This is a genomic window from Microvirga sp. KLBC 81 (assembly GCF_003075415.1).
In the GTDB taxonomy this organism is placed as follows: domain Bacteria; phylum Pseudomonadota; class Alphaproteobacteria; order Rhizobiales; family Beijerinckiaceae; genus Microvirga.
The window spans coordinates 1-13,059 of record NZ_QDAH01000048.1 but is presented as its reverse complement, the minus strand read 5'-3'; the positions used below and the strand labels follow the sequence as shown (position 1 = coordinate 13,059).

Below are 13,059 nucleotides of genomic sequence, written 5' to 3'. Positions count from 1 at the left end.
ATTCTTTTCTTTTCAAGGTGCACTTATGAGCCGACACGTCACGTTGCCAACAGGCGAAGCTGTTCCCGCGTTGGGGCAGGGAACCTGGCAAATGGCCGAGGTGCATGGTAAGCGCGCTCAGGAGATCGAAGCGCTGCGCTTGGGCGTCGAGTTGGGCATGACGCTGATCGATACCGCAGAGATGTATGGTGAAGGCGCTTCCGAAGAACTCATCGCTGAGGCTCTTGGTCCAGAGCGCGACCGTCTGTTCCTCGTCAGCAAGGTCTATCCGCATAATGCTAGCCGCAGGGGTGTCGTTGAAGCATGCGAGCGAAGCCTGAAGAGGCTCAAGGCGGATCATCTCGATCTGTATTTGCTGCATTGGCGCGGCAGCGTGCCGTTGGAAGAGACGGTGGCAGGTTTCGAGGAGCTGCGCCGCTCCGGCAAGATCCGCCATTGGGGCGTCAGCAATTTCGACACGGACGATATGGAAGAGCTGTTCGATGTCGAGGGCGGCACAAACTGCGCCACCAATCAGGTGCTCTACAATGTGACGCGGCGCGGGCCTGAATACGATCTGATCCCCTGGATGATTGAGCGCCGCATGCCACTCATGGCCTACAGCCCCATAGAGCAGGGGCGCCTTCCGAAAGCTGGCATCCTGCCAATCATCGGGCGACATCATGGGGCAAGTCCCTATCAGATCGCTTTGGCCTGGCTTCTGCAGAAGCCAGGCATCATCGCTATTCCCAAGGCGTCGAGCCCCGCTCATGTGCGGGATAATCAGCGTGCTCTCGAAATCCAGTTGAGCCCTGAAGAGTTGAATGCCATCGATGCAGAGTTTCCACCGCCTAAGCGCAAGCGTCCGCTCGAGATGATCTGATAGTCTTTCTTCAGCACAACGTGAGCACAATGATCTTTTCCAAAACCGAGGCCCTTAAAGTTGCAGAGATCCTCAGGAACGCCGCGCAGACGGAAATCCTGCCTCGCTTCAAGAACCTGTCCGCCGGTGCAATCCGCACGAAGACATCGCAGCTCGATCTTGTGACGGATGCGGACGAGGCGGCGGAGCGCAAGATCGAAGCCGATCTGCTGAGCGCCTTTCCGAATGCGCTCGTGATCGGTGAAGAAGGCGTCAGCCGCAATCCCAGGCTTCTCGATGGAATGGGCGATTCCGATCTTGCTTTCATCCTCGATCCTGTGGATGGCACCTTGAACTTTGCATCAGGTGTTCCGCTGTTCGGTGTCATGGCATCAGCCGTCATGAAGGGAGAGGTGGTTTGCGGGGTTATCCTCGACCCGATTTCAGACGATTGGGCCATGGCTGTGCGCGGAGAGGGAGCATGGCTGCAGCGGCCTGACGGCAGCACAACTCCCTTGAACGTGGCTTCACCCGTCCCGCTCGCACAGATGGCGGGCAACGTGTCGTGGCGCTATCTGCCACAAGAACTCCGTCCTGTCGTGACCGGCAATCTTCCACGCGTCGCCATGGCGGCGGATTTACGATGTGCAGCGCACACCTACCGCCAGATCGCCGGCGGCTATCTCCACTTCGCCTTCTCGTCGAGCGTGATGCCTTGGGATCATGCAGCAGGCTGGCTGATCCATCGCGAGGCCGGCGGTTATACGGCACATTTCGACGGTTCTCCCTATAAGCCCGTCAATCGTGGAGGCGGTCTGATCAGCGCGCCGGACAAGGACAGCTGGCAGGCTTTGCGGGATGCGCTCCTGCCGCCCCAGATGTGAGATTTCTGCGCAGCGGGTTCGATCATCGCGTCGATCTCCGCAATCCTGGCAAGCCGCTTCTTGCATTGCTGATCGAGATAACAAGACCGGCCGATGCCGAGAGCGAGAATGGGCAGGGCCCATAAGAAGTCAATGGCTCTGAGCAGAACGAGCGCCAGAGCCGCAATGGAGATAATCCATATCTCAACGCGTCCGAATCCTTCGGTGACCTCGTTCTTCAGAACAAGCTGCTGCCGTTCAAGCCACAAGTCTACATGCATAGGCTCCACGCGGCTTTGCGTTGAGGCGCTCGCTGCTTGGCTGCGAAGCTCTTTAAGAGTGTCCTGGAGAAGAGCGAGCCGCTCGGCACGGATCTGAGACGAAAGAGAGGTTTGAGCAGGCGCGAAGGCTTTGATCAGCCGCTTGCACAGAGCCAGGGTCGCAGGGCAGCGTTCTTCGCATGCTGAAACCGATCCGTGATGCGGCTGCGGATTTGTACCGCCGTGTTCATTGGTTTGCTGATCTGATCCTTGCTGAAGGAAGCGGCAACATGATCTGCAATGAGGTTCTCGACCGCGACGTGAGCCCTTTCCGCTGGCATGAACTGCTTCCTTCCCTCAAGGTGCCGTCAATGGTCGCATCTCAGTAGAGCAAAGATTCAGGGTGCTCACGCCTGACGGCTGTCCACGTCAGCCGACAGCAATCTCGAGAATGAATGGCCAGGGTTAACGAATGCTCAAAGAAGGCCTATTATCGGCAGGGATGAGGAAAGTTTCCCTATGTGCCGGTTTCGCTATCCGCATGTCCAGGAACCATCCTGGCGAGATCTTGGAGAAAGGCCACGGATTCCTTGGGGCGTCCTTCCTGTTCGGCGATCTTGCTAATGTTCTGCAGCAAAGCGGCTATGTCGGTCGCTTTCGCCACCCGCCCAACCGAGAGCACATGGAAGAATGCTGAGAAAGCCACCATGATGGCCTGGTTGTGCTCTTCGAGTTTCCGGCACTGCTCTTTGAGAGCTTTGATATCCTTCTCCTGAGCGGAAACAATATCCACTAGAGTCAGCATCTGTTCGGCGAGTGTGTCGACGGAGGCGCTCATGTCTGTTGCAGATTCCGGCTCTTTGGAACTGATGTAGGGCGGAGAGGATGGTTTGCCCGGGCGATGTTGTGCTTGCGGATTCGAAGGCTGATCGGCACCGCGGGTCACTTCGGTGTCCTCAATGCCGACCGGCAGACGCGCAACTTCAGCAAGGCGTGACGCTGTTTGCTGGAGAAGGCTGCGGATTCTTTCCTGAACTCGGCCGATCATGGGGCGATCCAAGCATGGCTTCACGCTTTAGGAAAGTGCCAATGCAGGATTGTGCGATGCTCGATCAGCCGAGGGCATAGAGCAGGCGGGCCCGGATCGTGCCTTCCAGCGCGCGGATCTCCCGGAGTGTCTCCCGGCTCTGTTCAGGCTGCCCCTCAACCTCGATCACCACATAACCGATTTCGCCATCGGTCTGCAGGTGCTGCGCTGTAATGTTAAGACCACGCTTGGAGAAAGCCTGGTTGAGACGTCCCAGCATGCCGGGCACGTTGCGATGCACATGGATGTAGCGCGTGCCCGTAGCGCGTGACGACAATTGCACCTGCGGGAAATTCACGGCGCCGATGGTCGAGCCCACATCCGAGTAGTCGATCAGTTTCTTGGCAACTTCGGCACCGATGCGCTCCTGCGCTTCTTCGGTTGAGCCGCCGATATGCGGCGTAAGGATCACGTTGTCGAGGCCCTGGAGCGGTGTCACGAAACGCTCCTTGTTGGAAGCGGGCTCGACGGGAAACACGTCGATGGCGGCGCCGCGCAGATGTCCGCTCTTCAGCGCCTCGGCCAGTGCGTCCAGATCCACCACGGTGCCGCGGCTGTTATTGATGAGATAAGCGCCTTTCTTCATGGCTGCGATCTCGGCAGCCCCAATCATGCCATGCGTCGCCGGCGTTTCGGGAACATGCAGACTTACGACGTCGCTTTGGCTGAGCAGATCGTGCAGATTTTCCACCGGCTCCGTATTGCCGTGGCGCAGCTTGTCGGTCTGATCGTAGAAGATTACGCGCATGCCCATGGACTCGGCCAGATACGAGAGCTGCGAGCCGATATTGCCGTAGCCTACGATGCCGAGTGTCTTGCCTCGAACCTCGTGGCTGTCGATGGCCGATTTGTCCCAGGCACCGGCATGAGCCGCGGTCGATTTCGGGAAGATACGCCGCAACAGCATGACGATCTCGCCGATCACGAGTTCAGCGACGCTGCGGGTATTCGAGAAGGGGGCGTTGAAGACAGGAATGCCAGCATGGCGGGCGGCTTCGAGGTCGACCTGGTTCGTCCCCACGCTGAAGCAGCCGACAGCGATGAGGCGGTTGGCCGCCGCGAAGACCTCAGGCGTCAGTTGGGTTCGGGAGCGGATGCCGAGAATATGGACTCCCTGCAAAGCCTCGATCAGCTCCTTCTCATCGAGAGCTGTCTTCAGGTAGGTCAGGTTCGTGTAGCCCGCCGATCGGATCAGCTCGACGGCACTCTCGTTCACGCCTTCGAGCAGAAGCACCCGGATCTTGTCTTTCTGAAGAGAGAACTGCTCGCTCATATCGGCTCCATTCACCTGTCGCAGCATGCCCATAGCCTGTTGGATCGGCCAGGAAAATCCCTTTTGCCGTCTCACCCAAGGCAGTTCTGACTGACAGGCACGGTCAGTGCCCCAGGCTGGCGGGCTTTCGCAAGAGGGTGGGCCCTCGAAGGAGGCATTTTCATACCTCCTATGCGTCACCGCCATCGGTGCGCTTTGGACGTATCTTGAGCTAATCCAGTCGCTCGGGCGGCCGGTCAGAAGGGCGGGAGCCAGTGCCGGAGGTACGCACGGCTCCCGTTCTTTTTGTGCAGAAAACCCCTGCTTCAGGCGTTGCCCTGCAGGCGCCGATAGAGAGTGCTGCGGCTGACCCCGAGTCTGCGGGCGGCAAGGGAAACATTCCCTTTGGTCGCCTCAAGGGCCTCACGTATAGCCGCGATGGTCATTGAATCGAGCGTCGTCGGGAGAGGCTCAGACTCTGCCGGGGCAGGGCTCTGCACCGGTGATGCATTCCTCACATCCAGGGGGAGGGCATCGGTCCCCAGCCGGTCGCCTGGCTCGCACAGCGCCAGCATGGCCCTTAGGCAGCCAACCAGCTGGCGGAAATTGCCCGGCCATTCATAGAGCGAGAGACGCTCGCGGCATTCCTGGTCCAAAACGATCCCTCGAGAGGCTGCGCCAAGGGAGTCCCAGATGGCATCGATCAGTTGCACTCGGTCGGAGCGTAGCCTTAGAGGCTGCAGCTCGATGGTGTATTGCGCGATCCGGAAGTAGAGGTCGGAGCGGAACCCGCCGGTCTGGACGAGCTCCGAGAGATTTCGGTTCGTGGCGCAGATGAGGGTGAAATCAACCGGGACCGCGCGGCTGCCGCCGAGAGGCACGACTTCCCGTTCCTGGAGTACGCGCAGCAGCTTGGTCTGGAGGGGGAGGGGCATGTCGCCGATCTCATCGAGAAACAATACGCCGCCATCCGCCTCACGTAAGTGGCCTTTTGATCCGCCGGGGCGCGCACCGGTGAACGCTCCCGCCTGGTAGCCGAACAGCTCCGCTTCCATCAGCGTCTCGGGAAGGGCAGCACAGTTGACGGCCACGAATGGCTTGCCCGCACGCGCGCTCCTGCCGTGAACGGCGCGGGCGAAGACTTCCTTGCCCGTTCCCGTCTCGCCCCACACCAGAACCGGAACATCCGCATTGAGCAATCGAACGGCGCGGTCCAGCGCCTTTTGTGTTTCGATATTGAAGATGGGACCGATATTTGTGGGCTGGAGCGCCTGCGTCCGCCGCAGCGCTGACGAGACAATGGGTTTGCGATGTTCCAGCCGTCCCCGAAGGGCGGCACCATCAGTGCGCTTCAGGCTGCCCGTATCGGCAAGGGCCATGACACCGTTCTGGAACAGGTCTGCCCATGTGACTGTCCCAAGCGCATCGAAGTTACGGCCGATGAGCTTCAGGCCATGCCGGTTGGCGGCTTTGAGGCGACCATCTTCGAAAATGAGAATGCCCTCACGAGGCGTTCCCAGCATGGCTGGATCCGTGTGGAGACGCACGATATCCGTATGCTCGAAACCACGATCGAACAGGCGATGCTCGATCTGCTCGGCAGCAAGCCGCACGAGACCAAGCGCATGGGCGTGATGCACTTCAGCCGGACCTGAGAGATCGAGGACTCCCAGCACCTCTCCATGAGGTCCGATGATGGGAGCGGCGGAGCAACTCAGGATCCGGTTGCATTCGAGATAGTGTTCAGCACCCCGAACCTCGATGGGACACCCTTCCGCAAGCGTAGTTCCAATCGCATTCGTTCCAACCGTCTGTTCGCTCCATGGCACGCCAGGCATGAGCGCGACGCGTGCTGCGCGCTGCGCGAAGTCGAGGCTGCCGATGGTATCGAGCACGAGCCCGTGCGCGTTGGTGAGAATGACGATGCTGTCTGTGGCTTCCGCATCCGCATAAAGCGCCTCGATCTCGGGTCGGCAGAGACGCCTGAACGCCTCCGCTTCTTCCGCCGAGATGGCGAATTCGTGGGAGGTAAGGGGCTCGGGCAGGGAATTGGCACGCCCCTTGAGACCCAAAGCCGCACAACGGGTCCAGGAGCGAAGAATGGGCTGCGAGATCAACCCGCCGGGAACGCTGCCCTTGGAAAAGAACGATTGACGCGCATGCTGGATCTTATCTGACGACACGGCTTCCTCCTGTCCCGGTGTCGCAAATTGCAACAGCTGTCGCAGATGCGTTTCTTTACGTGACGCAAAGCATCATAGCTGAACTTCCGGTAAAGCGAAGCGGTCAAAAGTGCACATGGTCAAGTATTGCCGATCTCATGAATGCAGACAGTGACTTACCGCGCCGCGGCGACGATTGCTGCTTTGCAAAACAGTGATTTGGCACGGAAATTGCTATTCTGGCGATGTTCATCCAGGGAGGAAACCAAATGAACAAGCCAGAATTTCTCTCGACCGCAAAAGCACCCTTCAAGGCCCGTTACGGCAATTATATCGGTGGTGAGTGGAGGGAGCCTGTCACCGGAAAGTACTTCGAGAATACTTCGCCTGTGAATGGCAAGGTGATCTGCGAAGTGGCACGCTCTGACAAGGACGATATCGAAAAAGCTCTCGATGCGGCGCATGCGGCGAAGGACGCCTGGGGCAAGGCCGCACCTGCCGAGCGTGCGCGCATTCTCAATGAGATTGCCGACCGGATGGAGGAAAACCTCGATCTTCTCGCATCGGCCGAGACTTGGGACAACGGCAAGCCGATCCGTGAGACGACAGCTGCCGACATTCCGCTCGCCATCGACCATTTCCGCTATTTTGCGAGCTGTATCAGAGCGCAGGAAGGCTCAGCGGCCGAGATCGATCACGACACGGTAGCTTATCACTTCCATGAGCCGCTCGGCGTGGTTGGACAGATCATTCCCTGGAACTTCCCAATCCTCATGGCAGCCTGGAAACTCGCACCTGCTCTTGCCGCCGGTAACTGTGTGGTTCTCAAACCTGCCGAGCAGACTCCTGCTTCAATACTGGTCTGGGCAGAACTCGTTGCCGATCTGCTGCCGGCAGGTGTGCTCAACATCGTGAACGGCTTTGGTCTCGAAGCCGGCAAGCCGCTGGCATCGAGTTCGCGGATTGCCAAAATCGCCTTTACGGGCGAGACGACGACCGGCCGGCTCATCATGCAATATGCGAGCCAAAACCTCATTCCGGTCACGCTGGAACTCGGGGGCAAGTCGCCGAATATCTTCTTCTCCGATGTGCTCGCGGAAGATGATGCCTTCTTCGACAAGGCTATCGAAGGCTTCGTGATGTTCGCTCTCAACCAGGGCGAGGTCTGCACCTGCCCGAGCCGTGCGCTGGTCCAGGAATCCATCTACGACCGGTTCATGGAACGAGCGCTCAAGCGCGTCGAGGCGATCAAGCAGGGAAGCCCTCTCGATCCCACCACGATGATCGGCGCTCAGGCCTCCAGCGAGCAGCTCGAGAAGATCCTCAGCTACATCGATATCGGCAAGCAAGAGGGCGCTCAGGTGCTGACCGGCGGCGAACGCAACGTGATGTCGGGCGATCTCGCCGGCGGGTACTATGTGAAACCCACCGTGTTCCGTGGCCACAACCGAATGCGCGTGTTCCAGGAGGAAATCTTCGGGCCGGTCGTCTCCGTCACCACCTTCAAGGATGAGGATGAGGCGCTGCATATCGCCAACGACACCCTCTACGGCCTTGGCGCCGGCGTGTGGACGCGCAATGGCAATCGCGCCTATCGCTTCGGTCGCGCCATCCATGCGGGCCGCGTATGGACCAACTGCTACCACGCCTATCCGGCTCATGCGGCCTTCGGCGGCTACAAGCAGTCGGGCATCGGTCGCGAGACGCACAAGATGATGCTCGATCACTACCAGCAGACCAAGAACCTGCTGGTCAGTTACAGCGACAAGGCTCTCGGCTTCTTCTGATACCTTCGGAGCTCGACGCGGACGAAGGGGCAGTCGTCTGAAAAAGGATCGGGCTCCAACAAAGGCCGGGGTGCACTGCGCCCCGGCCTCATCATCGCAAGGGAGAGAGAACGAATGGAAGCTGGCATTCCACGTGTGACTGCAACACCTGCGGCGCTCGATCTGATAGCGACGTTACAAGCCGAATATGGACCCGTCCTGTTTCACCAATCCGGCGGATGCTGCGATGGGTCATCCCCCATGTGCTATCCGCAGGGAGACTATATCGTCGGCGATGCCGATGTTCTCCTCGGCACCATTGGGGGCGCGCCGTTCTACATGAGCCCCTCACAGTACGAATACTGGAAGCACACTCAGCTCATCATCGACGTGGTGCCGGGCCGGGGAGGGATGTTCTCTCTCGAGAACGGTCGCGATGTCCGCTTTCTCACGCGCTCCCGCCTTTTCTCCGACGAGGAATCCGCTCTGCTCGGCCTGAGCGGTTGAGCGCTCCGCACCCTCGCTCCTGGAATAACGTTTCTGATTCTGGAGGCAGCAGGGAAATTCTGTGCCGTTCGTGGGTTAGTGCTGCTGAGGCTGCCGTTCCGCAGGCTCCTCTGCACATGCAACGATTTCCACGAAAGGGGGCGAGGTGCCACGGATCCTGACCTATAATGTGCGCCGCTGCCTCGGAACGGACGGGCGGCTCTCACCAGGGCGCATCGCCGATGTCATTGCATCCTATGAGCCGGATGTCGTAGCCCTTCAAGAGCTCGATGTGAGGCGCGCACGCACCGGCGGCATCGATCAGGCCCATGCCATCGCACAGGCCCTTGGCATGCAGATGCATTTTCATGCCAGCTTGCGCGTGATGGAAGAGGAATATGGCAACGCCATTCTCACCCATCGCCCCTCGCAATTGATCAAAGCGGGGCCCCTCCCGGGTAGAAACGGCCCTTTGGCGCCGGAACCCCGAGGAGCGCTCTGGGCCTCGGTCAATCTCGGTGGAACAACTGTGCAGGTGATCACGACCCACCTGGGACTGCGGCGAAACGAGCGGCTGGCCCAGGTGGATTGCCTTCTCGGGCCACATTGGCTGGGGCATAAGGCCTGCCGCGAGCCCGTGATCCTGATCGGTGACTTCAATGCGTCTCCCCGTTCGCGGGCCTATCAGCGCTTGGCCTCGCGCCTGCGTGATGCGCAAAAAGCAGTGCCTCACCATCGTACGAAGCCGACTTTTCCGTCCCGGTTGCCCATGCTGCGGATCGACCATGCCTTCATCAGCCACTCGATCCACGTGGTCCGGGTCGAATCCATCCGTTCGGCCATGGCACGTGTCGCATCGGATCATCTGCCCTTGATGATCGAGTTTCAGGTGATGCCGGTCAGGGTTCACAAGGCCGGAGTGGAACACGTTCGCGAGTAGAGGTGGAACCAGTCCGCTCAAGGATCGCTTGTCCAGAAATCAGCCAGAAAGACCGGGAGAATAGATGGGGAAGATCTGGAAGCCTTTGATCGCGGTTGTCGCCATCGGCCTTGCAGCTTTCCTGCTCTACCGGACGCTCAGCCGCTACAGCATGGACCAGTTGCTGGAGGCAGTCCTTGCCATCCCAGTGGCGCGATTGGGGGCCGCAGGCGCGTTCGCAGCGGCCAGCTACCTGTGTCTGAGCGGTTTCGATTATCTTGCCTTACGCTATGTCGGTCGCCCTCAACCTTACTACAGGGCGGCCTGGGCCTCCTTCACGAGCCTCTCGCTCGGCCACAATATCGGCCTCGCTTTCCTGAGCAGCGGCGCAGTGCGGTATCGCTTCTACAGCCGCTGGGGCCTGAGTGCCGAGCAGGTAGCAAAGGTCATCCTCTTCTGCGGCATCACGGTCGGGCTCGGCCTGATGGTCCTAGGGGGCGCAGCGCTTCTGCTGCGCTCGAGCCTCGCGGTTGAGATCACTGGCCTTTCAAAGCCTCTCGTGATCGCGCTTGGGCTTGCCTGCCTGGCCATACCGGCGCTCTACTTGGTGCTCTCCGCCTTCGTGCGGAGACCTCTCAGGATACGCCGCTGGGCGCTGGAGATGCCGCCCCTGCGCCTTGCCGTTGGACAAATCATCATCGGTCCCGTCAACTTTGCCTGCGTAGCCGCATGTCTTCATCAGGCGCTCGCGGCTGTCACGGATGTTGCCTATATGGGCGTGGCGTCCGTTTATGTGATTGCCAACACCACAGCCCTCATCAGCCATGTACCCGGTGGCCTCGGCGTCATTGAAAGCGTGGTCATGTATCTTCTGCCAGGGCAGGATCTCATCGGGCCGCTTCTGGTCTTCCGGTTCGTCTATTTCCTCATCCCGCTCTGCATTGGCATCGTTGTGTTCGGGCTGACGGAACTACTCTATCGCCGGAGACACCAGGCGCACGCGAGCAGGAGCGAGGCCCCGGCGAGGGCGTGAGCCTTAGCCTTTCAGCCGTTTCAGGAACCAGAGCGGCTCGAAGGGCTCCAGCGGATCGAGAAGGCTCGTGCCTATGGCAGGATCTGCAGGGCCTTCATCGAACATCGCATCGAAGGCGTGAAGACGGCGTTCGTTCACGTTCAGGCGCTCGATGGCGGCAATCAGCGAGCCACGTTCTTCCGAAACCGTATTGGAGAAGACGTCCGGGTCAGTGCCCAGGTGCTCGGCCAACAGCCGATCTCGGAGGCTCACGATCATCTGGCGCATCTCGTCATTGGTCGCCTCGATGGCGAGGTCGCATTCTGTGTCGAGACCGATCGAGCGGTTGTTCAGGTTCGACGACCCGATGCGCAGGAACGTATCGTCCACGATGATGAGCTTCGAATGGATCAGCACTTGGCAGAAGCCGTTTTCCGCCGATACGACTGGGTAGTAGGCGCGCAGGCGATCATACCGATCCGCCTTGCGCAGTCGCCGAATGAGCCGGTCGCGGTTGGTGCCCATCACCTTCTTCTCGGCCCAGCCATGGGATTCATGGGTCTGGATAACGACGATCTCCGGACCGTCAGGGTTGGCAAGATGCTGCTCAAGAACGTCGCCGATATAAGGCGCCGTCATGTACTGCGCTTCGATGTAGATGGATTGTCTTGCCGCGGAGAGAGCGTCCAGGTTGAGAGCTGCCGTCTCCTGCACGGCGGAATGCACGCCCCACGCCGGAAAGGTTCGGGCGATGGCAACAGGCGTGTTGGTGAAATGAGGTGGAAGATCTGACGGCCAAGGATCCAGTGCAGGCTGGGGCAGAGGTGTAACCTCCTCACCTGTCGCAATCTTCCAGCGCGCATAGGCCAGTTCTGCGAGGGAATAGGCGGCAGGCCCGGTCACGACCATCTGGATGTCATGAACCGGATCGTAAATCGTGCCATCGTCTCTGAGACGGTGAGGGTTGTCGCAGGTGTGGTCTTTCGTGTCCCAGCGCCTCACGGTCAAATCCATGCCGCCCGCGAAGGCAAGACTGTCATCGATGCTGACGATCTTCTGGTGATGCGCGGCATAAAGCGGATGGTGCTTGTCAAGGCGCAGCTTCAGGCGAGGGTGATTCTGCCATTCGGCGCCGAAGATCAGCGGACCCGGTGCGCCTGGAGCATGGAAGACGGCAACGCTCCAGACGAGGATGCGAATCTCAAGTTCAGGCTTCTCCTCCACAAGCGAGCGCAGGAGAGGGCCGAGCGGGGGTGAGCTCTGCGGATCGACATCGGGACGCAGGCGAATGCTGCCGTCGAAGTCCCAACCGACGATCATGATCGAGCGTTGCGCCTTGCGCAGGGCGGCTTCGAGATGGGTGAAATATTCTGCCCCGTCAATGAGGACCGAGGCGCGGTTCGCACACACGACACGCCAGCAATTACGGCCAGGCTGGAGGATCGGGCACGACATCGCGCGCGCCAGCTCGAAGCCAGCGGCCCTTCCGGTCAGCCCACTTGTCTCATCAAAGAAATGCACGTTGCTCATAGTCATGGGACTGCATCGGCAACTCAGGTAAGAGGCCAAGGTTCCAGGTTTCGGAATATTGTAACCAGGGGCGCACTGGGCCCTTTTCACCACGCCTAAAAAATTAATCCCTGTATGAGGCTTAAAACCTCAAGCTTGCTCAGCCTGAGCCGTTGTCATTCGCGAACGCTGCCTAATAACTTATGCAGGTTGCGGGCGTTATAACTTGATGAGTCGCCATCCGGCTCACTGTTTCCAGGCGAGATCAGGCGTGAGGACAAAAGGGTGATCATGGACAAGGAACTTGAACAAAGAATCCGGGAACGGGCGTACGAATTGTGGATGCAGCACGGGAGCCAGCCCGGCCGCGCTGACGAATATTGGTATGAGGCAGAACGCGAGATCCTCGGAGAGCAAGGCGACGAAGTCGGCAGTATCTCGTTTCCTGTCATCGGCAGCGACGAAGAAGCTCCTGTCGAAACGAACCCGGCTCCCCTCGGGATGACGAGCGAGACCCTGGACGAGGTTCTGAGTAGTCCTGCCGCTCCCAAGACGCGGAGGCGGAAGAGCACCGCTGCTGAAGCAGCAGAGACCGTTGCTGAGGTCAATGAGGCTGTCGGCGAGACAGTCGCTGCTCCGAAACGGAGGCGCTCCACAAAATCGACGATATAACGCAAGAAGCGTTGCCTTCGCCCATAGGGATGCGAAGGTTGCGGGGGGCAGGAACTCCATCTGCGATCCGGAACAGGCAAAGAGAACTTCCGGCCGGGTTCAGAGTCTACAAACAGGGCACACCACCGCCCTTGATATGAGGACCTTACCTTGCCAAGCCCGAGCGTTGCTTCCGCGCCTCTTGCCCGCCATGCCATGGCTTACATTCTTGCGGGAGGTCGCGGTTCCAG

The 13,059-nt window shown here is 59.7% G+C and carries 12 protein-coding genes; 8 read left to right on the top strand and 4 right to left on the bottom strand.

Annotated elements, in window-relative coordinates; translation table 11 throughout:
- Positions 1 to 25 precede the first annotated feature (25 nt).
- From DC522_RS22945 to DC522_RS34355, 3 genes are all read left to right on the top strand, one after another.
- Complete coding sequence (locus tag DC522_RS22945) at positions 26 to 862, top strand: aldo/keto reductase (protein ID WP_116530938.1); 837 nt, start codon at positions 26 to 28, stop codon at positions 860 to 862.
- A gap of 29 nt (positions 863 to 891) precedes the next feature.
- On the top strand, positions 892 to 1,725 hold the full coding sequence (locus tag DC522_RS22940; RefSeq protein WP_116530937.1) for an inositol monophosphatase family protein: 834 nt from the start codon (positions 892 to 894) through the stop codon (positions 1,723 to 1,725).
- Positions 1,726 to 2,164: 439 nt separating this feature from the next.
- On the top strand, positions 2,165 to 2,353 hold the full coding sequence (locus tag DC522_RS34355; RefSeq protein ID WP_133239348.1) for a hypothetical protein: 189 nt from the start codon (positions 2,165 to 2,167) through the stop codon (positions 2,351 to 2,353).
- Between the two features lie 128 nt (positions 2,354 to 2,481).
- Here DC522_RS34355 and DC522_RS22930 read toward each other — a convergent pair whose 3' ends face one another.
- The 3 genes from DC522_RS22930 to DC522_RS22920 form a co-directional block, all read right to left on the bottom strand.
- Positions 2,482 to 3,012 carry a hypothetical protein gene (locus tag DC522_RS22930; protein WP_116530935.1) on the bottom strand — a complete coding sequence of 177 codons (531 nt, stop codon included), beginning with the start codon at positions 3,010 to 3,012 and terminating at the stop codon, positions 2,482 to 2,484.
- A gap of 64 nt (positions 3,013 to 3,076) precedes the next feature.
- A complete protein-coding gene (gene serA, locus DC522_RS22925; RefSeq protein WP_116530962.1) occupies positions 3,077 to 4,324 on the bottom strand; it encodes a phosphoglycerate dehydrogenase in 1,248 nt (415 codons plus the stop codon).
- 305 nt (positions 4,325 to 4,629) lie between these two features.
- A complete protein-coding gene (locus DC522_RS22920) occupies positions 4,630 to 6,486 on the bottom strand; it encodes a sigma-54-dependent Fis family transcriptional regulator (protein WP_116530934.1) in 1,857 nt (618 codons plus the stop codon).
- 248 nt (positions 6,487 to 6,734) lie between these two features.
- On the opposite strand from DC522_RS22920, the gene adh reads away from it, so the two are divergent.
- The 4 genes from adh (at position 6,735) to DC522_RS22900 (ending at position 10,669) form a co-directional block, all read left to right on the top strand.
- Entirely contained in the window at positions 6,735 to 8,252 is a 1,518-nt protein-coding gene (adh, locus tag DC522_RS22915; RefSeq protein ID WP_116530933.1) for an aldehyde dehydrogenase, read from the top strand.
- Positions 8,253 to 8,366: 114 nt separating this feature from the next.
- Positions 8,367 to 8,738: a DUF779 domain-containing protein gene (locus tag DC522_RS22910; protein WP_116530932.1), complete on the top strand. Its 372-nt coding sequence runs from the start codon at positions 8,367 to 8,369 to the stop codon at positions 8,736 to 8,738.
- Between the two features lie 145 nt (positions 8,739 to 8,883).
- Positions 8,884 to 9,657: an endonuclease/exonuclease/phosphatase family protein gene (locus tag DC522_RS22905; protein WP_116530931.1), complete on the top strand. Its 774-nt coding sequence runs from the start codon at positions 8,884 to 8,886 to the stop codon at positions 9,655 to 9,657.
- A 64-nt stretch (positions 9,658 to 9,721) separates the two neighbouring features.
- On the top strand, positions 9,722 to 10,669 hold the full coding sequence (locus DC522_RS22900; RefSeq protein WP_116530930.1) for a lysylphosphatidylglycerol synthase domain-containing protein: 948 nt from the start codon (positions 9,722 to 9,724) through the stop codon (positions 10,667 to 10,669).
- 3 nt (positions 10,670 to 10,672) lie between these two features.
- Here DC522_RS22900 and DC522_RS22895 read toward each other — a convergent pair whose 3' ends face one another.
- Positions 10,673 to 12,184, bottom strand: coding sequence for a phospholipase D-like domain-containing protein (locus tag DC522_RS22895; RefSeq protein ID WP_245444436.1), 1,512 nt, complete (start codon positions 12,182 to 12,184; stop codon positions 10,673 to 10,675).
- Positions 12,185 to 12,448: 264 nt separating this feature from the next.
- On the opposite strand from DC522_RS22895, the gene DC522_RS37370 reads away from it, so the two are divergent.
- Complete coding sequence (locus DC522_RS37370) at positions 12,449 to 12,829, top strand: DUF2934 domain-containing protein (protein ID WP_116530960.1); 381 nt, start codon at positions 12,449 to 12,451, stop codon at positions 12,827 to 12,829.
- Positions 12,830 to 13,059: the final 230 nt, after the last annotated feature.

Bases quoted from the DNA above. Each gene is read 5' to 3' on its own strand.
- DC522_RS22945 (WP_116530938.1), top strand. From the start codon at position 26: ATGAGCCGACACGTCACGTTGCCAACAGGCGAAGCTGTTCCCGCGTTG.
- DC522_RS22940 (WP_116530937.1), top strand. From the start codon at position 892: ATGATCTTTTCCAAAACCGAGGCCCTTAAAGTTGCAGAGATCCTCAGG.
- DC522_RS34355 (WP_133239348.1), top strand. From the start codon at position 2,165: ATGCTGAAACCGATCCGTGATGCGGCTGCGGATTTGTACCGCCGTGTT.
- DC522_RS22930 (WP_116530935.1), bottom strand. From the start codon at position 3,012: ATGATCGGCCGAGTTCAGGAAAGAATCCGCAGCCTTCTCCAGCAAACA.
- serA (WP_116530962.1), bottom strand. From the start codon at position 4,324: ATGAGCGAGCAGTTCTCTCTTCAGAAAGACAAGATCCGGGTGCTTCTG.
- adh (WP_116530933.1), top strand. From the start codon at position 6,735: ATGAACAAGCCAGAATTTCTCTCGACCGCAAAAGCACCCTTCAAGGCC.
- DC522_RS22910 (WP_116530932.1), top strand. From the start codon at position 8,367: ATGGAAGCTGGCATTCCACGTGTGACTGCAACACCTGCGGCGCTCGAT.
- DC522_RS22900 (WP_116530930.1), top strand. From the start codon at position 9,722: ATGGGGAAGATCTGGAAGCCTTTGATCGCGGTTGTCGCCATCGGCCTT.
- DC522_RS22895 (WP_245444436.1), bottom strand. From the start codon at position 12,184: ATGACTATGAGCAACGTGCATTTCTTTGATGAGACAAGTGGGCTGACC.
- DC522_RS37370 (WP_116530960.1), top strand. From the start codon at position 12,449: ATGGACAAGGAACTTGAACAAAGAATCCGGGAACGGGCGTACGAATTG.